The sequence below is a fragment of the Actinotignum urematis genome (genome assembly GCF_051264595.1).
GTDB lineage: Bacteria > Actinomycetota > Actinomycetes > Actinomycetales > Actinomycetaceae > Actinotignum > Actinotignum timonense_A.
In genome coordinates, this window is record NZ_JBOZBG010000014.1 from 1 (window position 1) to 23647 (window position 23647).

The following is a 23647-nucleotide window of genomic DNA, read 5'->3' on the forward strand; positions in this document are numbered from 1 at the left end:
GGTCTGAACATCCGTAAAGGCCGGATCGGGAGCTAACGACACGCCGTCATTAGACCCACTTTTTGTCTATTAACCCGTGCCGGACCTGAGAGCGCCTGACGGCGCGAATGCCGCTCGTAGCGGCGCTAGTTGGAGCCCGGGGCTTTCAAGGTCCGGCACCGTGGCTTCAGAATAACAAGAGCGCGGCCAATCGGAAACTTTTCGTCGCGCTTTCGGGCCAAGCGTGAAAAATGAAGACTTTTTTGCTCCGACGTGGGAAAATGACACTAGCTATGGGCTGTGGCGGGTAACCTGAGCATATGGTCTTTGCAATCCCTGAAAATCTCAGCCCGGAAACCTATCCGATGGCCTGGCTCGTTGATACCTGGCGCGGCGCTGGCCTCCTCGAATACGAGGGCGTGGACGCGGCCGGCTACCTCCACGAATTGCGCATCGATAATGATGACCACGGCCCCTACCTGCGTTTGCGTTCAGCAACCTGGCTTTCCCAAGAGCCGGCCGGGGCGGTGGATCGCGAGGTGCCAGGCGGGCGGATGTACGCGGCCCTCACCAAAGGCCAGCTGTGGTCGAGTTTTGAGGGTTACCTGCGCGTTTCCCCGAATAACCTCCAGGGCACAGAGGGCCGTTTCGTACTGGAAGGCATGATCGCCACCTCCGCCGGGCACGCCATGACCTGGGCCGGTTTTATTAAGGGCCCGCAATTCCAGATCGTCGCGGACGCCATCGCCGCCACCCCCACCGCCGCGAGCTACACCGGCGGCCAAATCATGGGCGGCTACGTGGAATCCGAGCTTTTCTACGCCTACGATATGGCGGCTTTCGGGGCGGATATGCGCAGCTACATGGCCGGCCGCCTCCAGCGTCTGAGCGATTGCCCGGAAGCGGAGCCGAAGTCCGCAACGCCCGAAGCTCAGCCAGAATCGTGATACCCAGCCCGCTGCTGCGCTGGCCCGGCGCGGTTCCCGGGGAGGGGGAGGCAGCCGGAGTGGCCGCTTTCTACACCAATCCCAATGTGGAACAGCGCGAGCTGGAAGCCGGGCGCGGCTTCGTGGACCTTTCCCACTGGCAGGTGCTGCGCGGTGCCGCTAGGGCATGCCCGGATGTTGAGCATGCACGCGAAGTGCTGGAATGCGACGCCGAGGGCCGGATTCTCAGCGCCCTACTACGTTGCCCGGGCAGTGGCGCGGATATTTTCCTGAGCCCGCCGGGCGGGCCCGATTGTGGTATGTGCCCAGCCAACTACATAGCCATAGGTACGACGACGCAAGGAGCCGCGCGCCTCCGTGCGGCCATGCACGGCCAGCCTGGGCTATCCGCCACTTTCTGGGAAGACTGGTGGCCGGGCAGCGATACGGTGATTCTCCTGGTCGAGGACATTGAGGTGCTGGCCCGGGCCGGGCAGGCCGCCGGCATGAGTCCGGTAGGTTTATTCGCCTGGGTCGCCTACCGGGTCGCCGCGCGCCGCCCGGATCTCTTCCGGGCGGCGCGCGCGGGGGCGAGCTTGGCTGATATATACGGATCTGGCCTAGTGGGTACCCGCGAATCCGGGGAATGCGGTATCCGCCAGCTCGGGGAAGCGGGGCGGAGCCTGACGTGCCTGTATTTAGAAGGTCCGGACGCGGCCGACCTGCCCGAGGAGGGCACGCAGGTACTCGCGGAGCGATCCGATGTGGCGAGTGGTGGAGCGAGCGGGAATGCGGCGGTCGAAACGGAAACGAATCAGCCCGATGGGGCGGTTGTGGGCTGTGTGACCTCCGCGGCGCGGCATTGGGAAGAAGGGCCGCTCGCCCTCGCGCTGGTCAGGGAACCAACGGCGCTGGGGGCGGTGCGGGTCGGGGAATTCCGCTGCGGCGTCGAACCTATTCCTCTACCTGCGCACGCGCCCGTGGCGGTGACCATTCGTGAAAGCGGCGAAAAAAGTGTCGTAGGCCGTGATTAGAATGAGGGCGAGCACCACGTTTAGCACGAGGACGGAGAATCATGAACCTAACAACCTTGCGGCTCGTCACGGATATCTGCAACGGGATATTTTTTGTGATCCAGCTGGCGATTCTCGCGTTTATGGTGTGGGCGCTGGTGGCCTGCCTGCGCCGGCCGGATGCGGATTTTCGCTATGCCCGCAAGGATAAAAAGTTCTGGAGCGGGGTGCTGCTCGGCTGCGCCCTGGTCACCGGGATTGTGCTTTTCACACCCATTCGCCTACCTTTCCAGCCTTTCCTCATGCTCGGGGCGGCCTACGGGGCGCTCTACTACCTGGGTCCCGAAGAACAGCGGATGGGCCCGCGGCGCGGCTCGCGCGGGCGCGGGGGTGGGTCCTGGTAAAGCTGGGTAGGCGCAGGGCCTAGCTGCGTCGTCGTACCAATAACACCACGAAGGAGGAAGAATGCGAGCAGTTATTCAGCGCGTTAAGCGCGCGTCCGTCACGGTGGACGGCGCCGTGATTTCGCAGATCGGCACGGGGCTGTGCGTGCTCCTGGGCGTGACCCACGGGGATGGCGCGGCGGAAGTGGAGAAAGTCGCGCGGAAAATCGCGCAGCTGAAAGTGCTGCGTGCCGCGGACGGCACCGATGATCCGAATAGCCGGCGCAGCGCAGAAGAAGCCCAGGCGCCCGTGCTGCTCGTTTCGCAATTCACCCTGTACGCGGATGTGCGCAAGGGCCGCAAGCCCTCGTGGTCCAAGGCCGCGCCCGGGGAGGTTGCCGATCCGCTCTACGAAGCGGTCGTGCGCGAATTGCGGGAAACGTACGGGCTGGAGGTTGCTACCGGGCAATTCGGGGCCATGATGGATGTGGAACTCGTCAATGACGGCCCCTTCACGCTCCTCGTTGAGGTGGAATCCGCGGGCGCCTAAAGTAGCGCGCTACCTCGCGGCAATACGTTGCGGGCGTGGGTCCAAAGGCCCGGCGATAGTGAAATAAGCTCAGAAATCTTATCGATAACAGCACTTTCCGCGCGAATTCGGCTTTTTCCCTCAGCAAAATGTGAGCCACACACTCATGCCACTGGCGAACAGGGGACGGCTCCCGGGCTGAGGGCCGTTACTCTTTTAGAAGATTGCAAGTGCAAGGAGAGTTATGTTCGAAAGGTTCACCGACCGCGCTCGGCGGGTCATCGTGCTCGCGCAGGAAGAAGCACGGAACCTCAAGCACAACTACCTGGGGACCGAACATATCTTGCTCGGCCTCATTCGCGAGGGCGAAGGGGTGGCCGCGAAGGCGTTGGAAGCCCTGGGGGTGACGCTTGAGTCCGTGCGGACGCAGGTCATCGACATTATCGGCGAAGGCCAGGAGCCGCCCTCGGGTCATATTCCCTTCACGCCGCGCGCCAAGAAGGTCATCGAGTTCGCGATGCGCGAGGGGCTGCAAATGGGCCACTCCTATATCGGGACCGAACATCTCCTCCTCGGGCTCACCCGTGAAGCGGATGGCGTGGCCGCCCAGGTCCTCATCAAGCTCGGCGCGGATATGTCCACCGTGCGCAACCAGGTCAGCCAGCTCATTTCCGGTTTCCAAGGCAAGGAAGCCGTGGGGGTGGGTGGCGGCCCGCGCGAAGGCACCAAGGCCGGCTCTACGGTCCTCGATCAATACGGGCGCAACCTCACCGCCGCCGCGCGTGACCACAAACTTGACCCCGTGATCGGCCGGCATACCGAAACCGAGCGGGTCATGCAGGTGCTCTCCCGGCGCACCAAGAACAACCCGGTGTTGATTGGCGAACCCGGCGTGGGTAAAACCGCGGTGGTGGAGGGCCTGGCCCAGTCCATTGCCGCCGGTAACGTTCCGGAAACCCTCAAGGATAAGCAGTTGTATTCCCTCGATATGGGTTCTCTGGTGGCCGGCTCGCGCTACCGCGGTGACTTCGAGGAACGCATGAAGAAAATCCTCAAGGAAGTCAATACCCGCGGGGATATCATTCTTTTCATCGACGAAATCCACACCCTGGTGGGCGCGGGCGCCGCGGAAGGTGCCCTGGATGCTGCCTCGCTGCTCAAGCCGATGCTGGCCCGCGGGGAACTCCAGGTCATTGGGGCAACCACCCTCGATGAATACCGTAAGTACATTGAAAAGGATGCCGCGCTGGAACGGCGTTTCCAGCCCATCCAGGTGGAACAACCCACCGTGGAACAAACGATTGATATTTTGCGGGGCTTGCGGGACCGGTACGAGTCCTACCATCGCGTGACTATTACCGACGACGCCCTGGAGGCAGCCGCCACCCTGGCAGATCGTTATATTAATGACCGCTTCCTTCCCGATAAGGCCATTGACCTCATCGACGAAGCGGGGGCCCGCCTGGCCATCCGCAAGATGACCGCGCCGCCGGAACTGCGCGAACTGGACGATAAGATCGCCTCCACGCGCCGCGCTAAGGAAGCGGCTATTGATGCCCAGGACTTCGAGAAGGCTGCCGGCCTGCGTGACGAAGAGCAAAAGCTCGGCGAAGAACGCGATGCCCGCGAGCAAGCCTGGAAGGACGGGGATATGGACGTCGTTTCGGTGGTGGATGAAGATCTCATCACCGAAGTGCTCTCCATGTCCACCGGCATCCCGGTCTTCAAGCTCACCGAAGCGGAATCCGCAAAGCTGCTGCGCATGGAAGATGAGCTGCACAAGCGGGTGATCGGCCAGCATGAAGCCGTGACCGCGCTCTCCCAGGCGATTCGTCGTACCCGCGCGGGCTTGAAAGATCCCAACCGCCCGGGTGGTTCCTTCATTTTCGCCGGGCCTACCGGTGTGGGTAAAACCGAGCTCGCCAAGGCGCTCGCGGAATTCCTGTTCGGGGATGAATCCGCGCTCATCACCTTGGATATGTCCGAGTATTCGGAAAAGCACACCGTTTCGCGGCTCTTCGGTGCCCCTCCGGGATACGTGGGCTATGAAGAAGGCGGCCAGCTCACCGAGAAGGTACGGCGCAAGCCCTTCTCCGTGGTGCTCTTCGACGAAATTGAGAAGGCCCACGCGGACCTCTTCAATTCCCTCCTCCAGATCCTGGAAGAAGGGCGCCTCACGGACGCGCAAGGCCGGGTGGTGGACTTCAAGAACACCATCATCATCATGACCACCAATTTGGGCACGAAGGATATTGCGAAGGGCGTGCAAACCGGTTTCCAGTTCGACGCCGATACCACTTCCTCCTACGAGCGCATGAAGACGAAGGTGGCGGAAGAACTCAAGAACAACTTCCGGCCCGAATTCCTCAACCGCGTGGATGACATTATCGTCTTCCCGCAGTTGGGCCGCCCGGAGATTTTGCAGATCGTGGATCTCATGATCGGCAAGCTGGATAAGCGCCTGCGGGATCAGAACCTCTCCATCGCCCTGACGAAGGACGCGAAGGAACTCCTGGCTGACCGCGGGTACGACCCGGTGCTCGGGGCACGCCCGCTGCGCCGCGCTATCCAGCGCGATGTGGAAGATGTGCTTTCCGAGAAGCTGCTCTACGGCGAATTCTCCAAGGGTGACATCATCGTGGTGGATGTGGATAAGGACAATATTCCGATGTCCTTCACCTTCACCGGTCAGTCGCCCGACCAGCCGCTACCGGACGGCGTGATCGAAGCGCACGAACCGGCACAGATGGAGGGCCTGGCCTCCGGCGTGAATACCCGCCCCAGCGGCGGGCCGGTTGCCGGGGCTGGCGCTCCGACTGCCGGAGGTGGCTTGGCCGCGGCGAACTAGGGCCGCTGGCTAAGCGGCCGGATAGGGCCGCGGGCTAGGAGTAGCTGATATCGATACCGAGAGCTCGAAGCTAACCGATCAGGTGGGCTTCGAGCTCTCGCGTTATCACCGGGGTGGTTTCGGAGCGGGTAGTGAGTAGCTCCGGCACTGTGCGGCTCTGCCCAGCAATGCTGTACCGAGCCTCCCACTCCACGACCAGCGTGGCACTCACCTCCTCATTAGCCTGGCGGTAGACAACTTCCGTAAAGGGCTGGCGAGCCGGGACGGTCTGTGCAGGGCGGCCGGATGTGTGGTGGCTAGGTGGCAGACCGCCGGGCGTGCTCCCCGCACCGCTCGTGATTTCTGCGCCGGGCACCTCCCAGGTGGCCCGCACCGGAACCAGATCAATAACCACCTCCGCGCCGAGCAAGGTCACCGTGTGGCGCTGGGCCGGCGCGGAATAATGCAAGCGGACCGGGTAGTTGATCGCAACCCAGCCGCGCGCCGGTTCCATCCACGCCTCAGCATTCGCCGCCGCAATCCGGATACTCTCCGTGTGAATGATCGTCTCCAACTGCGCGGCGGTGGGAGCATCGCCGGTTTGCGGGTCAGCCGGAGGAGCGCCGTTTGCCAGTATCCAACTGAGAATCCCGGCCGCCCCGCGCACATGCCCCGGTAGGGAAGTATCCCGAACCGCGGCGATGAGCGCGCGCCGAGACCACGGCAGCCCGTAGGGCCCGGTGGCTGTACCGGCACCTGAGCCACGTGCTGTAGCGGCGCCGCCTTCGAACCCGGAGCCGGAATATCCAGAATCCGCGCCGGCAGCGCTTCCCGCGCCTGAGCTATCCGCGCCACCCGAGCCGGATGGCGTACCGCCCGCCCCACCGGGCAGACGCCGGGTGTAACTACCCTGAGCTTCCACGGTCACTCCGCCGGCATCGGTGCGAGCGGTATAGATCCGTTCCTCACCGTCCTCGTATTCGCGGGCAAGGGCTGGTGCGCTTACCGTGCACGAACCAAGAAATACCACCGCGGCCATGCCTATGATGAGGCCCCTCAGGAACCAGCGCGGCTTAAATCTGGGGCTGCTGTACCGGCTCATCACACGCCTCCGTCCAAAATGTCATCGTTCATGCCCACCGCATCCACGACCCAGTTATCACCCGAGCGGAAAATTCGCATGGTCACGAAGAATTCTTCGGCCCGATCTGTCTTTTCGGCACCCTTGCGGTTCACCACCGGATTAGGCGGGTGGGAGACGGAAAACTGCACGGTATAGGCCGCTATCGGATCATTCCACCGCCCCCGCGCATCACTAAAACTAAAAACAGTTGCCTGCCGGGGCCGGAAATCCGTTTCTTCACGTTTCGCGACCTGGTGTTGGCACCAATCACATTGCTCTCCGGCCAGCGGTGTGAGAGGCGCGATATCACCGGTGATCGTGGCGTAATCGAGGAGGGTGAAAAGATACTGCCCGGCCGCGATGGCTCCCTCCACGGAATCTTCGGCCATCTGAGCGGGCGGGGCAGGAACCGGAATCTGCACCGGCCAGGTAGGTGGAGCAGAGGGAGAACCGGCGGGCGCGGCAGAGTCAGAGCTGCCGGCAGCACCTGCTGACCCGCTGGCAGCGGAACCGGAGCTCCCGGTAGAGGAAGCGGAGCTAGCGGCCGGTGGGCTAGAAGCACCGCCAGACGAGAGCGCCGGGGGAGGCGCACCCGCCCCGGCTCCACATGCACTGAGAAGGAAACAGAGGATGGCAAGAATTCCGGCGCGGCGCCCGGTTATAAGTACGTTCATGGCGCCACGTTAACAGCCGCGTCGCCCCCGCCTAGCGCCTATCCACAGGAAGGCTCGCAGCGGCGCGTCGTCCACAGCTTTGCGCCACGCACACCGCGACACCTACGCAAGCCACGCCTGAACGATTCCCCGGTTCGGCTCCCCTGCGTAGCGTTGCCACCTACGCGCCAGCAACCTCCGTCACCACAACCCACGCTTCGAGCTCTCGGCGAGCGCCCGGTTCCAGCAGCATTTCGCGGCCCTCGGCCCGGTTGAAGGCATTGGGGAGTGCCTGGCACGGCTCCATGGCCACCGCTTGACCAGCGTCGCGCGCCAGCCCGGAGCCAGCAAAAATATGGAAATTCTTCGACGGCCAGTCACCCAGGCGCGCCCACAGAGCAACCTCGCGATTTCCGGTGTGCAAGCGCGCCACATTCCAGCCCGTCCCGGCGCCACTACGTGCGTCAGCACTTCCGTCCGCAGCACCGTCCGCGCTACCGGCCGAACCGGCGCCAGCCCCGACCGCACCCGCGTCCGGCCCGGCGCTATCGGCGAGCCGGGCGTAGGCCCAATCCGTAGCCGGGTCGATGGGGGAGTCCGCGAGCGGCTCGCACGGCGCGAAAGCGCCGGCGCCGTCGTACGGAATAAGCGCGGCATCGGTGGCGATACGCGCGCGGCAATCCAGGCTCAGGCGCGCCTCCGCCAGCGGGCCGGCGAGCCGGAAATACGGATGCCAGCCAAGCGTGACCGGCGCGGCTACCTCGCTGAGGTTCTCGGCGCGTAAGTGCACGTGCAAGGAGCCATCCTCCCCAATGCTGTAAACAATGTTTACGGCAAGCTCGAAGGGGTAAACACTGTTCGCATCCACGCGGGTGGCGAACTCAAGAACGCCGTCGCCTGCTCGAATGACCTCGAATTCCTGGGTAGTGACGAGGCCGTGCAGGCCCGGTTCCGTATCGGGAAGCGGTTCCGGCACGCTGTGAACGCCGTTTACTGGAACCTCGGCGTGGAGGTGAGCACGCACGGCGGCGTCGTCGCCATGATAGAGCGCGGCCGGGTAGCGCCCCGCGCGGATGCGGTTGGACCACGGCACCAGCACGGCGCTGCGGAAACCGTTGAGTTCGCGCAGCTCAGCGGGGTTGCGGTAGCCGTCGATAACCTCGGTATCGCCCAGGCGATAGCTGAGCAGGGTGGCGCCGCGGGTGGCCGCGCGCAGCGTAACGGTCCGGCCCGCGCACTCGCGTTCAGTGGTGACGATCATGGTTCTTCTTCCTTGTAGTCCCGGGTACGACGACGCCGCAGCTGCGGGCGCCTCCTTTAGCTTCCCACGTTCTCCAGGGTACGCGCCAAGGCCTGGTAAGCGGGCCAGGCCGGGTTGCCGGGGCGCGGTGTGAAGCGGGCGGTGATCCGCGGAGCCCAGGCATCGGCCGGGCAGTCCAGGCCCGCCACCCGCGCCGCCTGGTAGGCCGCCCCCTTGGCCACGTATTCACCGGGTTCGGGCAGGGCGAGGGGAATCTCCAGCACATCCGCGAGGATCTGGACCAGCACCCGCGATTGGGCACCCCCGCCAATAAGCATGGCGTTATCAATGGTGATGCCCCCGGCCCGCAGCGCTTCGAGGGCCCCGCGCATGAGGCAGGCCAGGCCTTCGTAGGCGGCGCGGGCTAGATTCGCGCGGGTGAAATTCGCGGCCGTCAAACCGCCCAGATGTGCGCGGGCACCGGGAAGATTCGGGGTGCGCTCGCCCAGGAAATAAGGGATCAGGGTGATTCCACCCGCGCCCGGAGCCGCGGATTCGGCCAGCTCGCCGAGCTCGTCGAAAGAAACATCCAGGATGCTGCGGAAATAATCCTGGATGAGGGAGCCGTTGAGGGTGCAGGCGAGCGGGAGCCACTGGCCGTTCGCATCGGAAAAACCGGTGACCCCCGAGCTGGCATCCTGAACCGGATGGTCGGAGACCGTGGCGATCACCCCGGAGGTTCCGATGGAAAGCGAAGCCTGCCCGCCGCGCAATCCCAAACCGAGGGCGGCGCCGGCATTGTCCCCGGCACCCGGGCCGATGGCGATCGTGCGCGCGGCGGTCCCGCTGCTCAGCCACTGTGCGTCAAGATTCCCCACCGCCTCGAAAGGCGCGGCAATGCGCGGCAGAATAATCTCCCGCGCGGCCGATTCGGGGATGCGTAGCGCCGCGGCGAGGATATCGTAGCGGTAGGCGTCGGTAGTGCAATCCACGTATCCCGTGCCCGAAGCGTCCGAGCGGTCGGTGGCCAGATCGCGCAGATCGGTGGAGCCGGAAAGCTTCCAGGTGAGCCAATCGTGGGGCAGACAGATCGCGTGAATCCGCGCGGCGTTCTCCGGCTCGGCATCAGCCAGGTAGCGCAGTTTGGTGACGGTGAGGGAGGCAACCGGAACCGAGCCGGTTGCCTGCGCCCAAAACTCCCGCCCGAATTCTTCCGTGAGGGCCCGCGCGGCGGGGGCGGACTTGGTGTCGTTCCAGAGCAGCGCGGGGCGAATAACCTCCCCGGCGGCATCGAGGGCCACCAGGCCGTGCTGCTGGCCGCCCACGGCGATACCGGAAATATCATCGAGCCCGCCAGCCGCGGCAATTGCAGCGCGCAGCGCATCAAGCCAGGCCTGCGGATCCACTTCGGTTCCAGCCGGGTGAGGGGCTTTGCCCTGCCGCACGATCTGCGCGGTCTCGGTATCAATAATGAGGACTTTGGTGGACTGGGTGGAGCTATCGACTCCGGCGACGAGTGGCATATTCTCTCCTAGTAGTGGGTGGCGTGACAGCGGTGTCACGCCGCGGGCTGGCACGGAGGAAAAGGGTGAGATAGCGCCGGATAACTCGCCCGGCGTACACCACTCCGTGTATTTGTTCTTAAATAAAACTAATGTGGGGGTGGGAGAGTGTCAAGGGTCTGCGCTATGCTCTGGCCCGCATCCAGCGGCGCGCCTCCATTATGATAAATGAGATGCGCGAGGGGCGGGCAGGTAAAGACCCAGCGGGCAGAGCTCGGGCAGGCAGTGGCCCAGCAGGCAGAGGTTCGGCAAGCGGAAATCAAGCAGAAGTCCAGCAGGCAGAGAGGTCGGGAGCGTGACCAAAACCGGGAAAACACCGCAGAGCTTGAGGGTGGAAAATACCAAAACGGTGTTGGCATCCGTTTTGGATAGTCCGGAACCGCCCTCGCGCGCCCAGCTTGCTACCCGCACCGGCCTCACCCGTGCCACCGTGTCTCGCCTGGTCGATTACCTCCTGGAGGTCAAGCTCATCGAGGAGCTACCCCCGGTGCGCCCGCACGTGGGCCGGCCCGCCAATCCCCTGGTCGCCAAGGGGCAGACCATGGTCATGATCGGGATGGAAGTGAATCTGGCCTACCTTTCCGTGGTGGTCATGGATCTGGCCGGCAATATTCTTTTCACCGCGGTGGATCAGCGTGATTCTCGCCAGGCATCCCCCCAGCTGGTGTGCGAGACGCTCAGTGAGATGCTGGGGCGGTGGGCCCGCCCGCGTGGCACCACGGTGCTGGGCACGGGACTATGCGTTCCCGGTTTGGTGGATCGCGGCCGCGGGATCGTGGTGACCGCCCCGAACTTGGGCTGGGCGGATGTTGATATGGTGAGCCAGCTGCACGCTACCATCGCGGATCTTGGCCGGGTGATCGTCGTGAACGAGGCTGATGCGGCCGCGTACGGGGTGCTCTACCAGCGCCCCGGGGCACTCTCGGCCACCCGCGATTTCATTTACGTGTCCGGTGAGGTCGGCATCGGCGCCGCGGTGGTGGCCGGGGGTGAAGTCTTCGAAGGAACGCACGGCTGGGCCGGGGAATTCGGGCATATGTGCGTGGAACGCTCGGGGCCGCGCTGCGGCTGCGGCTCCAACGGGTGCTTGGAGCAGTATGTGGGTCAAGACGCACTCTTGCGGAACGCCGGATTGGAGCGGGAAGTGGGCGTGGGTGAACTGATAGAAAGGTTCGACGCCGGGTATGCTGGTGTGAGAGATGCTGTTGATCTGGCTGCGGTATCCCTCGGATCGGCCCTCGCGAACGCCCTCAATCTCCTTGATCTCGACACGGTGGTTTTCGGTGGAAACTTCGCCCTCCTCTACCCTCGCTTGGAGATGATCCTGCGCTCCGAACTCAAATATCGGGTGCTGGCTTCGCGCTGGAAGGATATTGAATTGCTCGTCGATGAGCACGGGAATACCGCCGCGGCCATCGGGATATGCCTCCAGCATTTTGAGATTTTCCTCGGCGATCCCAACTCCTGGCTGGAGCCGGAACTTACCTAGGGGCTGGCCCGCAACGGCTCGCAACGGCCTGTAACGGCCCGCACACCGGCTCACGCCAGCGCACCCCACTTTGTTTGTGCCTAAAACTAACCCGCCGGTAAAACGTGCCGGAAAGCTCTCCGGGTGAGATTTACCTTATAGCTATTGACACCGCGCGCTTCCCGAATTAGTTTTGGAAGTGAACAAAGTAGTTGTTCATCAGCATAAAGGAGTGCATACGATGAGAAAGCCTACAAAAGAAGATAAGTTCTCCTTCGGTCTGTGGACCGTGGGGTGGACCGGAACCGATCCCTTCGGTGGGGATTCCCGCCCGGCCCTGGACCCGTGGGTCTACACGGAAAAGCTCGCCGAGCTGGGTGCCTGGGGCATCACCTTCCATGACAATGACGTTTTCGCTTTCGACGCCAGCGATGCTGAGCGTGCCGAGCGGGTGGGCAAGGTCAAGGAAGCAGCCGATGCCAACGGCCTGACCATCGAAATGGTCACCACCAACACCTTCTCCCATCCCATCTTCAAGGACGGCGGCTTCACCAATAACGACCGCTCGATCCGGCGCTTCGGCCTCCAGAAGATCCTGCGTAACGTGGATCTGGCCGCGGAAGTCGGCGCCACCACCTTCGTGATGTGGGGCGGGCGCGAAGGCACCGAATACGATTCCTCCAAGGATCTCAACGCCGCGTTCGAACGTTACAAGGAAGGCCTGGATACGGTAGCCGGATACATTAAGGAGAAGGGCTACGATCTCAAGATCGGCCTGGAGCCCAAGCCGAATGAACCGCGCGGTGATATTTTCCTGCCCACCATCGGCCACGCCCTCGGCATTATTGCCGAGCTGGATAATGGCGATATCGTCGGCCTCAACCCGGAAACCGGGCACGAGCAGATGGCCGGCCTCAACTACACCCACGGGCTGGCCCAGGCCCTCAACGCCGGCAAGCTCTTCCATATCGACCTCAACGGCCAGGCCGGCCCCCGCTACGACCAGGACAAGTGCTTCGGTCACGGCGATCTGGCCTCCGCCTTCTTCACGGTGGATCTGCTGGTCAACGGCTTCTCCAATGGCGGCCCGCGCTACGAAGGCCCCATCCACTTCGATTACAAGCCCTCGCGTACCGAAGGCCTCGAAGGCGTATGGGAATCCGCGGCCGCGAATATGGAAATGTACCTCATGCTCGCGGAGAAGGCGAAGGCCTTCCGTGCCGACCCGCGCACCCAGGAAATCATGGAAGCTGCCTCGGTTCCCGAACTGGCCGAACCGACCGTGGCCGAAGGTGAGAGCCTGGATGATGTACGGGCGGAGAAGTTCGACGTCGCAGCTCTGGCCGCGCGCGAATACCACTACGTTGAGCTCTACCAGCAGGCCATGCGCCACCTTATTGGCTAAGAACCGCAGGGAGGTGGGCGGCCACATATAAGCCCACCTCCCGGCTATCACTGTGCCCCGGTTGGTGGGGGTGAGGTGCGATTCGCAGCTCGCCCCCACCGCATACCGGGCTCACCGCGCAGATTGCCCACGCCTACTCCGGCGTGCCATGCCTGCCGGGCTTGCACGCCGCCCGCGCCTGAATCCACCGCGGACATATATACAGGCGCGTACGAATTGACGATAGCGCGAGCTGCGCCGTCGTTCCCCAACACTTCTCACACAGAGCAAGGAGGCTCCGGTGAAGATTTCCCTGAAGAAAATAGCCGCGATGATCACGGGGATGTTCCTCGTGCTCGCCACCGCAGCCGGGTGCTCCGCCACGCGAAGCGATGAGTACTACGGTCGCAGCGGTGGTGGCACCATCGGCATTTCCATGCCCTCCAAGTCCCTGGAACGCTGGTCGCGTGACGGTGACTACCTGCAAAAGCAATTGCAGGATATGGGATATAAAACCTCGATGCAGTACGCCGATAACAAGGTGGAACAGCAGATCTCCCAAATCCAAAATATGATTAACGAAGGCCCGGCGGTCATTATTGTGGCGTCGATTGACGGTTCGGCCCTCGCGCCGGTGCTCGCCCAGGCCAAGCAAGCCGGTATCAAGATCATTGCCTATGACCGCCTTATTCGCGATACCGACGCGGTCTCCTACTACGTGACTTTCGATAATTACCGCGTGGGGCAGATGCAGGGCGAATATATCGTCAAGGAACTTGGCCTCGACCAGGGCAAGGGTCCCTTCAATTTCGAGCCTTTCTCCGGTTCGCCGGACGATAATAACGCGCGTTACTTCTTCGAAGGCGCCTGGGATCAGCTCAAGCCCTACCTCGATAAGGGCCAGCTGGTGGTGCCCTCCGGTAAGGCCCCCGCGAATGTAGCAGATTGGCAGTCCATCGGTATCCAGGCGTGGATGGCTCCCACCGCGCAGGCGGAAATGGAAACGCGCCTCAACTCCTTCTACCGCGGCGGCACTCGCGTGGATGCGGTGCTCGCCCCCAATGATGCGCTGGCTCTGGGTATCACCCAGGCCCTCGACGCGGACGGCTACACCCAGGACACCTGGCCGGTCCTCACCGGGCAGGACGCGGATCAGGCCAATGTTACGAATATCGTCAAGGGCCGCCAGTCCATGACCGTGTGGAAGGATACCCGCAAGCTCGCCGACCAGGCCGCCCTCATGGTGGACCAGATCGTCAAGGGCGAAGAGGTGACCGTCAATGACACCGAAACCTATGAGAACGGCATGATGGTTGTGCCTACCTACCTGCTCGAACCGGTGGTTATTAACGCGGAGAACGCGCGCGAAAAGCTGGTGGATTCCGGATACTACTCGGCTGCCGAGATCGGCCTCGAGTAGGAGGACGCCATGTATTCAGACGAAAATATTTTGGAGATGCGCGGAATCGTCAAGGACTTTTCCGGCGTGCGCGCTCTCGACGACGTGACCCTCAATGTCAAACGCGGGGAAATCCACGCGATTTGCGGGGAGAACGGCGCCGGGAAATCCACCCTCATGAAGGTGCTCTCCGGCGTGTGGCCGCACGGTACCTACGAAGGCGAGATTATTTACGATCACGAACCGGTCAAGTTCTCCACCATTAAGGATTCGGAGCGGTCCGGAATCGTGATTATCCACCAGGAGCTGGCGCTTTCGCCCTTCCTCTCGGTGGCGGAAAATATTTTCCTCGGTTCCGAAATTACCCGCTTCGGGGCCATCGACTGGAATAAGACGAATGATCGCGCGGCGATCCTGCTGGCCAAAGTGGGCCTCGACGTCGACCCCACCACGGAAGTGGTGGACCTGGGCGTGGGCAAACAGCAGCTGGTGGAAATCGCGAAGGCGCTATCCAAGAACGTCAAGCTCCTCATTCTTGACGAGCCCACAGCGGCCCTCAATGATGATGATTCTGAACACCTACTCAACCTCATGCGCCAGCTCCAGGCGCAGGGTGTTTCCCAGATCATTATTTCCCATAAGCTCAACGAGATCGCGGAGATCGCCGATAATGTCACCATTATTCGCGACGGTCACGCGGTAGGAACCTGGCCCATGAAGGGCGAGGGAGCCATTAGCGAAGCGGAAATTATTCGCCATATGGTGGGCCGCGAGCTCACCAACCGCTACCCGGAGCACACCCCGAACGCGGGGGAGATGCTCCTGGAGGTGGAAGGCTGGACCGCCTACCATCCCCTCGATACCGGGCGGAAAGTGGTGGACGACGCCGCGATTAACGTGCGGGCCGGGGAAATTGTGGGTATCGCCGGGCTTATGGGTGCCGGGCGTACCGAGCTGGCCATGAGCCTCTTCGGGCATTCCTACGGAACAAAGATCTCCGGGACGGTGCGCATGCACGGCCAGGAGGTTGATACTTCCACGGTGGGCAAGGCCATTAAGGCAGGTATTGCCTACGTTCCCGAAGATCGCAAGAGTCTGGGGCTCAACCTCATCCAGGATGTGCAACTTAATGTCACCTCCGCTGCGCTGCGCAAACTCGTGCGCGGCGGGGTGATCGACGAGCACGAAGAAACCCGGGTGGTGGATGGCTACCGGAAGTCGATGCGGATTAAAACCTCCTCGAACCGGGCGCTGGTCTCCTCGCTTTCGGGGGGAAACCAGCAGAAGGTAGTGCTCTCCAAGTGGATGTACACCGATCCGGAGCTCCTCATTTTGGACGAACCGACGCGCGGCATCGACGTCGGCGCGAAATACGAAATCTACCAAATCATTAACGAACTAGCGGACCAGGGCAAGGGTGTTCTGGTGATTTCCTCCGAGCTTCCCGAATTGCTGGGAATCTGCGACCGCATTTACACACTCAACGCCGGAAAAGTCACGGGCTGCTTCGCGCGCGAAGACGCGAGCCAGGAAAAGCTCATGAGCTACATGGCCGGTGAACGCAAGGAAGGACAGGTAGCATGAGCGAGAAACCTGAGGTAACCACGGGCGCGGCCGGTGCGGGCGGCGCAAGGGCCGCCGGCACCGAAACCGCAACCGGCACCGAAACCGCAACCGCCGCGACACGCGCTGTTCCCGCGGTGCGCGCGCCGAAGAAATCCGAGGATCCGGCCACCGCCAACCGGGGCAGCGCGAAACTGGGCGGGATTAACCTGCGCCAGTACGGCATTTTGCTGGCTCTCGTCATTATTATTCTGCTGTTCCAGGTCCTTACCAAGGGCCTGCTCCTCGCCCCGAATAACGTGGCTTCCCTGATCCAGCAGAACGCCTACGTGCTTATTTTGACCATCGGCATGACGATCGTCATTATTGCCCGGCATATCGACCTCTCGGTCGGTTCGGTGGTGGCTTTCGTGGGCGGCGTTGTGGCACTCATGATGGATTCCATGGGCTGGTCCTGGCCGGTCGCGGTGGTGGCCGGGCTTCTTATCGGCGCGCTTATCGGCTGCTGGCAGGGCTTCTGGGTTGCCTATGTGGGCATCCCCGCCTTCATCGTGACGCTGGGCGGCATGCTCATCTTCCGCGGCCTGGCCATTGTACTGGTGGAACGCACCATTTCCGGCCTGCCCGGCGGCTTCGTTTCCATCGCGAACGGCTCGCTACCGAATTGGCTCGGCTTCTTTACCCCGAGTTTCCTGCGTGATTGCGATGTGCTTACCCTCCTTATCGGCCTGCTGGCCGTGGCGGGCATGCTGGTCAGCGCGCTGCGCAAGCGCCGGGCCCGCGCCCGCGGGGGAGCCCCGCTCGAATCCGCGGCGAGCTTCTGGATCCGTAACCTCATCCTCGCGGTCGGCATTATGGCGGTGGCCTACGTGCTCTCGCTTTCGGCCGGCGGCACCCCGATTGTGCTCGTCATTATCGGCGTGCTCGTGATGATCTACGCCTTCGTCATGAACCGCACCGTTTTCGGCCGGCACGTCTACGCCGTGGGCGGCAACCTGGAAGCCGCGAAGCTCTCCGGTGTCAATACCAAGCGGGTGGACTTCCTCGTCTTCGTCAATATGGGCGTGCTGTCCGCGCTCGCGGGCATTGTGACGACGTCGCGCGCGGGTGCGGCCGTGGCCACGGCCGGAAACGGCTACGAACTGGATGCCATCGCCGCGGCCTTCATCGGCGGGGTGGCGGTGACCGGTGGTCGCGGCCGGCTTTCCGGGGCTATTATCGGTGCTTTTATTATGGGCGTGCTCAATATGGGTCTGTCGATTCTCAACGTCGATTCCGCCTGGCAGCAGTCCATTAAGGGCCTCGTGGTTATTCTTGCCGTCGCTTTCGATATGGTGGCTAACCGCAAGAAATAATCTCCGGAATTGCACTCCTCCGGGGTCGTGCGGGGCGGGTAGGTCACTACTCGCCCCGCACGGGCGTCGTCGTACTACTTTTCGACCGTCGCTGCCACCGCGCACCGTCGCTACCACCGCGCATCAAATTAAGGAAGAAAAATGCCCGAAACTCCCCGCAACCCGCGCCATATTGCCCGCCCGCACGTCGCTGAGCTGCCCGAACGCTCCCGCTGCCCGCTTCCGGGCGAAGAAACAGACGTGCAATGGCGGCGCATGGTGGAAGGCCGGCTCTACCGCTGGGGCCCCACCCAGGCGCGGGTGCGCGAACGCGCCATCGCGCTGCTGGAAGAATTCAACGCCGACGCCGCCTGGGGTAGCCCGCGCGCGGTCCACATCCTGCGCGAACTCCTCGGCGGTTTCGGGGCCGGCGCGCAAATCGTCCGCCCGTTCACCTGCGATTACGGCGTGAATATCAGCCTGGGGGAGGGCTCCTTTATTAATACCGGCGCGGTGATTCTGGATCTGTGCCCGGTGCGCATCGGCGCCGGGGTGCTCATCGCCCCGCACGTGACCATCTCCTGCGCCTCGCATCCCATCGACCCAGCTCTGCGCGCCACGCGCCTCGAATACGGCCGCCCCATCACCATCGAAAATAACGTCTGGATCGGCATGGGCGCCTCCATCGCCGGCGGCGTGACCATCGGCGAAAATTCCGTGGTGGGCGCCGGCGCCGTGGTGCTGCGCGACGTCCCGCCGGGGAGCGTCGTCGGCGGGGTTCCGGCCCGCGTGCTCCGTTCCATTAATTCCGACGACGCCGCCTTCGCGGCAGCGCTCCTCGCCGACTACCGAGCGGAGGTGGGCGAGGAGCCGCTTTCGGGGTAGGCGGGGATGCGCGGGCGGCGCATTATCGCTACCCTGGAAAGGCGCCAAAGGAAGGAAGTTTTGTGCCGCATCGTCATCGCCGACCCAGCACCGCCACCACGCCATTCACATGTTCGCGCACCGCCCACCGCCCGCACCTGGCCTCGTTCGGCCTGCTCACCGTGCTGGCTCTTGTGCTCGCTCTCAGCCTCAGTTCATGTAGCGGCACGCCGAGCGCCGCCGAGCGCGGCCCCATTGCCGTGCATCGCGCCCCGCAAGCGGACCTGGTGCTCCCCGCCACGGACGCGGAAGGTGCCATCGCCGCCTCCGCCGCGCTTTTTGCCAGCGCCCACGTCGCGGTGCTGAGCGGCCCGGGCTCCGTGGAGCAGGCCGGCGAGCTTGCCGAATCGCTGGCCGTACCGGTTTTCCTGGTGGAGAATGCGGAAGGGCAGGCGGCGCTCGAAGCGCAGGGTGCGCCCGAAGCGGATCAGCAGCCCGAAGCGCCGGCTGCGGGGGGTGCCCTCGCCGCGGAATTTGAGCGGCTCGGCGTGCAGCATACCCTCCTGGTGGGCACCGCGAAGCCGGCCTGGTTGAGCGGCGAAGCTGACGAGTACCCGCCCGCGCAGGGTGAAGAATCCGATCAATCAACCAACCCCGTGCCGGCGGATTTCGACTACCTGCCGGCCACCACCACCGCGCCATTCCCCGCCATCACTGATGGCGCGAATCCCGCCACTCTGGCCACGGTGCGCGCGGCAGGTGGCGCCGTCGTCGAATCACATCCGGATCCGCGCGCAAGCAGTGCAACTATCCAGGCGCTCGTGGGAAGTGCGGCGGCGGTGGCCAGCTTCGGCGTCGACCTTCCGGATCTTTCGTGGCAGTTGGCCGCGGCGCGCACCGGGACGGAACTACCCGGCGGCGGGCAGCTGGTGCTGGAGGGCAAACGGTATGTGGCGCTCTACGGTTCGCCGGTGACGGCCGCGCTCGGGGTGCTCGGCGAGCAGGGCGTGGAGGAAACCGCCGCGCGGGCCGCGGAGCACGCCGAACCGTACCGCGCGCTCACGGAGGATACGGTGATCCCCGCGATGGAGCTCATCGTGACGGTGGCGGCCGGGCAGCCCGGCGATGACGGCAATTATTCGCACGAATGGGATCCGGATATTTTCGTGCCCTATATTGAGGCGGCCGCGCGCCACGGCCAGTACGTGGTGCTCGATTTCCAGCCCGGGCGCTCCAGCTTCCCTGAGCAGGTCAAACGCTATGAGAAGCTGCTGCGCTACCCGAATGTGGGGATCGCGCTGGATCCGGAATGGCGGCTCGGCCCCGATGATTTCCCGCTCGAGCGCATCGGCCACGTGGAAATCGCCGAGGTGAACGAGACGGTGCGGTGGCTCGCCGATTTTGTGCGCGCGCATCAGCTGCCGCAGAAAGTTGTGATCCTGCACCAGTTCCAGGTGCAGATGCTGCGCGACGTTGATCAGCTTGACCAGTCCCGTGCCGAAGTTGCGCTGGTCATTCACGCCGACGGCCAGGGCAGCCAGGCCGCCAAGCAGGACACCTGGCGCACCCTGCACAGCTACGCCCCCGAGGGTGTGGCATGGGGCTGGAAGAACTTCTACGATGAGGACAAACCGATGCTCACGCCGGAGGAAACCTACATCCAGGTGGAGCCAACCCCGGCCTTCGTGAGCTACCAGTAAGCGCTGGCCCAGAAACGAAAGGCGGAATATGCAGAGCAGGAAAATGGTGGCTGTTGCCGCGGGATTGGTGGCTGCGTTCTGCGGTGCCGCGGGCCTGGGCGGATGCAGTGGTGATACGACGACGCCGCCCTCGGCCACGCCCCTCCCGGGCGGGCCCGGGGATACCGAGTCGGGGCCAACCGCGGCTATCGCGCACGGCACCGGGGAAGTGAAGGTGCGTGGTGGGGTCATTATGTCGGGTGGTGTGGCCACCATGTGCGATGTGTTCCTGGAGAGCTACCCGCCGCAATGCGGGGGAGCTCGGGTGACCATTGCGGGGCTGGAAAGCTATTCGCCGCAGGAGCTGGGGCTGCAAACCGTGGACCCGGCGGTGGTGACTCGCCCTGGTGAGACTCCCAAGCCGGCCAGCCCGGATCCGGCCTGGGGTGAGCTGGCCCTGACGATTGATATTACGGAGATCGCTGCGGATGGCCAGTCGGCCACCGCGCAGCTGGTGGAAATCCACGGGAAGGACGGGAAGGAAACGATTAGCCACCGGTAACTGCGCCGGGGGCGGGGCGTGGCCCGCGCGGGGTGCGGGTCGCGGGTGCGTTCGAGCAGGCCAGCCGCCCGATGTGCGGGCCGCGGGCGGCGCAGCCCCTCCCGGAGGGCGCGCGAGTAGCGTACCGTGGAGATATGGCTATTCATGTGGACCTGGAAGCTGAGCTTCCCGCAGACCTTCTCACCATTGACGCGCTGGCCCTCGATTTGGACGGCACCCTGGCGCGCAATGACAAACACGTTTCCGATGCCACGATTGCGGCGCTGGCCCGGCTGCACGCCACCGGCGTCGCGATTATTGTGGCGACCGGCCGGGTATACCCGGCTACCATCGGGATTTACGAGCGTGCCAATATTGACGGCCCGCTCATCGCGGCGAGCGGCGCGATGGCGGTGGCATCCGTGCGGGAATACGCGCATGGCGCGGCAGGCGCGGCGTCGTACGAACCCATGGACGACGCCCTCTACGCGCGCATCCTCGACTTTTGCCGCACGCACGAACTCCAGCTGGTCATTTTCGGGCGCGACCATCTTTTCGCGAAGGAAGACGGCGAAGCGGTGCGGGTGCTGGCCGAGCGCAACGAAGGCGAGCAGCCCATCGTGGCGGACCTGGAGGCGCTGCCGCGCGAGGACCGCCTCAAGGCCGCGCTGTTCGCGAACGACGCCGAATACGAACGCATCCGCGCCGACCTCGCGGCGGAGTTCCCCAACGCGGCGCGCTCCTATGACGGCACCATCGAAGTGACCAGCCCGGCCACCGATAAATGGGTGGCGCTGCGCACCATCCTGGAGGGGCTGGGCGTTCCGGTGGCGCGCACCGCCGGCATCGGCGATTCCGCCAATGACCTGCCCTGGCTGCGCGAAGTGGGCGTGGCGATCTGCCCGTCCAATTCGGTGGCTGCCGTCAAGGACATTTCCGCCTACGAGATCGGCTCCAATGATGAGGATGCCGTGGCCGCGCTGTGCAACCGGATCGCGGAGGTAAGGGAGGGGCGCTGAGCAAGCCGCGTGAAGCGTGCTGAGTAGCAAGCTAAAGGGCGCCCGAAACACGCTCATAAAAATGCGGGCGGCTTGATGAGTGCGATCAAGCCGCCCGCGGTGTGTCAGCTCGGCGCTGACGGATTATGGAGATTTAGCTCCGATTGAGGAGTTGGCCCCGGTTTATTGCGCCCAGGCCACCCCGGCTTCCTTGAGCGCGGCGCGCCCTGCCTGTAGGGTTTCGACGATCCGGTCGACGTCGTACACGCAACCGCGCCAAATTCCGCCGGAAGCATCCTGGAGCGCAGCCCACAGGCGCGTGTCATCGGGAAGATCCTCGTCCGGAGCAAGATCCGGGTTCGAGGGCCGCTCGGCAAGAATAGTGGCGCCTTCCTCCCAGCTGACCTCCTCCCCGGGCCGGCCCACGAAGTTGAGCGAGCCCTCCAGGTTGACGGTATCCACCACGATCTCGATGAGATCGCCTTCCTGGAGCTTCCCGATGGGGCCGCCCGCCAGGGCTTCCGGCCCCACGTGCCCGAAGCAAGCCCCGGTAGACACCCCGGAGAAACGCGCGTCGGTAATGAGGGAAACATGCTTGCCGTAGGGGAGCTTCTTCAGGGCGGAGGTGAGCTGATAGGTTTCCTCCATTCCGGTACCCGAAGGTCCGATACCCGCGATCACCATGACATCGCCGGCGTGGATCTTGCCGTCCTTGAGCGCGGCCATGGCGTCCTTCTCATGCACGAAAATGCGGGCCGGCCCGGTCTGGCGGAATACCCCATCCTCGCCCACTACGCTCGGGTCAATGGCCGTGGATTTCACCACCGAGCCTTCCGGTGCGATATTGCCCTTCGGGAACGTGACGGTGGAGGTCAGGCCGTTACGGTGGGCCTTCTCCGGATCCATAATCACATCATCCTTGGGGATCTTATTGACGCGCAGCAGGCGTTCCTGCACGCGGGCGCGGCGGTCGGACGTCTCCCACCACTCGAGGTTCGCGCCCACGGTTTGCCCGGTCACGGTCAGGGCATCCAGGTGGAGCAGCCCCAGATCGCGCAGGTGCAGCATGGCTTCCGGCACGCCGCCGGCCAGGTACGCAACCCCGGTGGGGAAATGCACCGGGCCAATCGGCATCACGGAAACCAGGCGCGGGACCTTCTTGTTAATGCGCTCCCAATCATCAACCGTCGGTACCTTGCAGCCCGCCTCATAGGCGATGGCCGTGAGGTGGAGCAGCAGGTTGGTGGAGCCGCCGAAGGCCGCGTGCAGCACCATGGCATTTTCGATGGACTTATCGGTGATAACGTCCTTCGTGGTGATACCTTCCCGCTTCAGGCCCAGGAGGGCCCGAGCCGAGGCAGTACCCAGGTTCTTCCAAATATCCTCACCCGAGGGGCACAGCGCAGAATGCGGGAGGGCCAGTCCGAGGGCTTCACCCACCACCTGCGAGGTGGCCGCAGTGCCGAGGAACTGGCAGCCGCCCCCGCCCGAAGCGCAGGCCCGGCAGCCTTCGATCATGGCTTCTTCCAGGGTCATTTCCCCGGCGGCAAAGCGAATACCCACGGTCTGAACCGTCCCCAGATCCTCATGGTCATAGGCCTTGAGGGTGGCGCCGCCCGGAACCAGGATGGTCGGGGTGTCATGCTGGGAAACGAGGGCCATCATGAGGGCCGGCAGGCCCTTGTCACACGAGGCAACGCCCAGTACCGCGGTGCGGGTGGGGAGCGATCTGATCTGGCGGCGGAAGACCATTGCGGCGTCGTTCCGATACGGAAGCGAGTCAAACATTCCGGTGGTGCCCTGGGAGCGCCCATCGCACGGATCGGACACAAAAGTCGCGTACGGAATATGGTCGAGCCGCTTGAATTCCTTGGCCGCTTCGTCCAGCAGCATGCCGAGCTCGAAATGCCCGGTGTGCAGGCCGAGGGCCGTGGGATTACCGTCCGCATCGCGCAGGCCGCCGAGGGTGGAGATCATCATGATGTCGTCATTGGCGAGGTCCTCGGCTTCCCAACCCATGCCGCGACCCTGCGTCATCGAGAAAATGTATCCCGAGGGCGCATTGCGCAAGAAATCTTCCGTGAGCGGGAGCTTGCCGCTGGGCCCTTCCGCGTGCGTGCGAGTTTCGTAAAATTCTGGTGGCTGTTCCTCGTAAATATCTTCGAGGCGCATAGTTGTCTCC

General features: G+C 63.8%; 19 protein-coding genes. 14 read left to right on the plus strand and 5 right to left on the minus strand.

The genetic code is table 11. The features are described from left to right. Positions 1-299 precede the first annotated feature (299 nt). The 5 genes from ACRQDJ_RS06830 to ACRQDJ_RS06850 all read left to right on the plus strand — a co-directional run bounded on the left by ACRQDJ_RS06830 (position 300) and on the right by ACRQDJ_RS06850 (position 5678). Complete coding sequence (locus ACRQDJ_RS06830; RefSeq protein WP_435713531.1) at positions 300-926, plus strand: heme-binding beta-barrel domain-containing protein; 627 nt, start codon at positions 300-302, stop codon at positions 924-926. Then, entirely contained in the window at positions 923-1939 is a 1017-nt protein-coding gene (locus ACRQDJ_RS06835) for a hypothetical protein (protein WP_435713530.1), read from the plus strand. The genes ACRQDJ_RS06830 and ACRQDJ_RS06835 overlap by 4 nt, the downstream gene beginning before the upstream one ends. A gap of 41 nt (positions 1940-1980) precedes the next feature. After that, complete coding sequence (locus tag ACRQDJ_RS06840; RefSeq protein ID WP_051278341.1) at positions 1981-2322, plus strand: DUF2516 family protein; 342 nt, start codon at positions 1981-1983, stop codon at positions 2320-2322. Between the two features lie 61 nt (positions 2323-2383). Continuing rightward, on the plus strand, positions 2384-2851 hold the full coding sequence (gene dtd / locus ACRQDJ_RS06845) for a D-aminoacyl-tRNA deacylase (protein WP_435713529.1): 468 nt from the start codon (positions 2384-2386) through the stop codon (positions 2849-2851). A gap of 223 nt (positions 2852-3074) precedes the next feature. After that, complete coding sequence (locus ACRQDJ_RS06850) at positions 3075-5678, plus strand: ATP-dependent Clp protease ATP-binding subunit (RefSeq protein ID WP_435713528.1); 2604 nt, start codon at positions 3075-3077, stop codon at positions 5676-5678. Positions 5679-5748: 70 nt separating this feature from the next. Here ACRQDJ_RS06850 and ACRQDJ_RS06855 read toward each other — a convergent pair whose 3' ends face one another. The 4 genes from ACRQDJ_RS06855 to xylB all read right to left on the minus strand — a co-directional run bounded on the left by ACRQDJ_RS06855 (position 5749) and on the right by xylB (position 10196). Further along, on the minus strand, positions 5749-6696 hold the full coding sequence (locus ACRQDJ_RS06855; protein WP_435713527.1) for a hypothetical protein: 948 nt from the start codon (positions 6694-6696) through the stop codon (positions 5749-5751). Positions 6697-6758: 62 nt separating this feature from the next. Further along, positions 6759-7454 (minus strand): DUF6318 family protein, encoded by a 696-nt coding sequence (locus ACRQDJ_RS06860; RefSeq protein ID WP_435713526.1) that lies wholly within the window; start codon positions 7452-7454, stop codon positions 6759-6761. A gap of 160 nt (positions 7455-7614) precedes the next feature. Continuing rightward, complete coding sequence (locus ACRQDJ_RS06865) at positions 7615-8694, minus strand: aldose 1-epimerase (protein ID WP_435713525.1); 1080 nt, start codon at positions 8692-8694, stop codon at positions 7615-7617. A 56-nt stretch (positions 8695-8750) separates the two neighbouring features. After that, entirely contained in the window at positions 8751-10196 is a 1446-nt protein-coding gene (gene xylB / locus ACRQDJ_RS06870) for a xylulokinase (RefSeq protein ID WP_435717899.1), read from the minus strand. A gap of 388 nt (positions 10197-10584) precedes the next feature. Between xylB and ACRQDJ_RS06875 the strand changes: the two genes are divergently transcribed. The 9 genes from ACRQDJ_RS06875 to ACRQDJ_RS06915 all read left to right on the plus strand — a co-directional run bounded on the left by ACRQDJ_RS06875 (position 10585) and on the right by ACRQDJ_RS06915 (position 21486). Next, positions 10585-11724, plus strand: a complete 1140-nt coding sequence (locus ACRQDJ_RS06875) for an ROK family transcriptional regulator (RefSeq protein ID WP_435717900.1) — start codon at positions 10585-10587, stop codon at positions 11722-11724. Positions 11725-11944: 220 nt separating this feature from the next. Further along, positions 11945-13108: a xylose isomerase gene (gene xylA, locus ACRQDJ_RS06880; protein WP_016442287.1), complete on the plus strand. Its 1164-nt coding sequence runs from the start codon at positions 11945-11947 to the stop codon at positions 13106-13108. A 280-nt stretch (positions 13109-13388) separates the two neighbouring features. Beyond that, positions 13389-14507, plus strand: coding sequence for a multiple monosaccharide ABC transporter substrate-binding protein (chvE, locus tag ACRQDJ_RS06885; RefSeq protein WP_026428741.1), 1119 nt, complete (start codon positions 13389-13391; stop codon positions 14505-14507). 9 nt (positions 14508-14516) lie between these two features. Then, complete coding sequence (mmsA, locus tag ACRQDJ_RS06890; RefSeq protein ID WP_435706344.1) at positions 14517-16070, plus strand: multiple monosaccharide ABC transporter ATP-binding protein; 1554 nt, start codon at positions 14517-14519, stop codon at positions 16068-16070. Beyond that, positions 16067-17404, plus strand: coding sequence for a multiple monosaccharide ABC transporter permease (gene mmsB / locus ACRQDJ_RS06895; protein WP_435706345.1), 1338 nt, complete (start codon positions 16067-16069; stop codon positions 17402-17404). Before mmsA ends, mmsB begins: the two co-directional genes overlap by 4 nt. Positions 17405-17545: 141 nt before the next feature. Continuing rightward, positions 17546-18268 (plus strand): sugar O-acetyltransferase, encoded by a 723-nt coding sequence (locus tag ACRQDJ_RS06900; protein WP_435706346.1) that lies wholly within the window; start codon positions 17546-17548, stop codon positions 18266-18268. Positions 18269-18330: 62 nt separating this feature from the next. Further along, positions 18331-19947: a hypothetical protein gene (locus tag ACRQDJ_RS06905; RefSeq protein ID WP_435717901.1), complete on the plus strand. Its 1617-nt coding sequence runs from the start codon at positions 18331-18333 to the stop codon at positions 19945-19947. A gap of 28 nt (positions 19948-19975) precedes the next feature. Continuing rightward, a complete protein-coding gene (locus ACRQDJ_RS06910) occupies positions 19976-20488 on the plus strand; it encodes a hypothetical protein (protein ID WP_435717902.1) in 513 nt (170 codons plus the stop codon). Between the two features lie 134 nt (positions 20489-20622). After that, the gene (locus tag ACRQDJ_RS06915) at positions 20623-21486 is read left to right on the plus strand and encodes a Cof-type HAD-IIB family hydrolase (RefSeq protein WP_435717903.1); all 864 of its coding nucleotides are present in this window, start codon (positions 20623-20625) and stop codon (positions 21484-21486) included. 162 nt (positions 21487-21648) lie between these two features. Here the strand turns inward: ACRQDJ_RS06915 and ACRQDJ_RS06920 are convergent, their stop codons facing one another. After that, complete coding sequence (locus ACRQDJ_RS06920; protein ID WP_435717904.1) at positions 21649-23637, minus strand: YjhG/YagF family D-xylonate dehydratase; 1989 nt, start codon at positions 23635-23637, stop codon at positions 21649-21651. Between the last annotated feature and the right edge of the window lie 10 nt (positions 23638-23647).

Excerpts from the sequence above, each read along its gene's own strand:
- dtd (WP_435713529.1), top strand. The coding sequence starts at position 2,384 with ATGCGAGCAGTTATTCAGCGCGTTAAGCGCGCGTCCGTCACGGTGGAC.
- ACRQDJ_RS06830 (WP_435713531.1), top strand. The coding sequence starts at position 300 with ATGGTCTTTGCAATCCCTGAAAATCTCAGCCCGGAAACCTATCCGATG.
- ACRQDJ_RS06900 (WP_435706346.1), top strand. The coding sequence starts at position 17,546 with ATGCCCGAAACTCCCCGCAACCCGCGCCATATTGCCCGCCCGCACGTC.
- ACRQDJ_RS06850 (WP_435713528.1), top strand. The coding sequence starts at position 3,075 with ATGTTCGAAAGGTTCACCGACCGCGCTCGGCGGGTCATCGTGCTCGCG.
- xylA (WP_016442287.1), top strand. The coding sequence starts at position 11,945 with ATGAGAAAGCCTACAAAAGAAGATAAGTTCTCCTTCGGTCTGTGGACC.
- ACRQDJ_RS06915 (WP_435717903.1), top strand. The coding sequence starts at position 20,623 with ATGGCTATTCATGTGGACCTGGAAGCTGAGCTTCCCGCAGACCTTCTC.
- mmsB (WP_435706345.1), top strand. The coding sequence starts at position 16,067 with ATGAGCGAGAAACCTGAGGTAACCACGGGCGCGGCCGGTGCGGGCGGC.
- ACRQDJ_RS06865 (WP_435713525.1), bottom strand. The coding sequence starts at position 8,694 with ATGATCGTCACCACTGAACGCGAGTGCGCGGGCCGGACCGTTACGCTG.
- ACRQDJ_RS06910 (WP_435717902.1), top strand. The coding sequence starts at position 19,976 with ATGCAGAGCAGGAAAATGGTGGCTGTTGCCGCGGGATTGGTGGCTGCG.
- mmsA (WP_435706344.1), top strand. The coding sequence starts at position 14,517 with ATGTATTCAGACGAAAATATTTTGGAGATGCGCGGAATCGTCAAGGAC.
- ACRQDJ_RS06920 (WP_435717904.1), bottom strand. The coding sequence starts at position 23,637 with ATGCGCCTCGAAGATATTTACGAGGAACAGCCACCAGAATTTTACGAA.
- ACRQDJ_RS06860 (WP_435713526.1), bottom strand. The coding sequence starts at position 7,454 with ATGAACGTACTTATAACCGGGCGCCGCGCCGGAATTCTTGCCATCCTC.
- ACRQDJ_RS06840 (WP_051278341.1), top strand. The coding sequence starts at position 1,981 with ATGAACCTAACAACCTTGCGGCTCGTCACGGATATCTGCAACGGGATA.
- ACRQDJ_RS06855 (WP_435713527.1), bottom strand. The coding sequence starts at position 6,696 with ATGGCCGCGGTGGTATTTCTTGGTTCGTGCACGGTAAGCGCACCAGCC.
- xylB (WP_435717899.1), bottom strand. The coding sequence starts at position 10,196 with ATGCCACTCGTCGCCGGAGTCGATAGCTCCACCCAGTCCACCAAAGTC.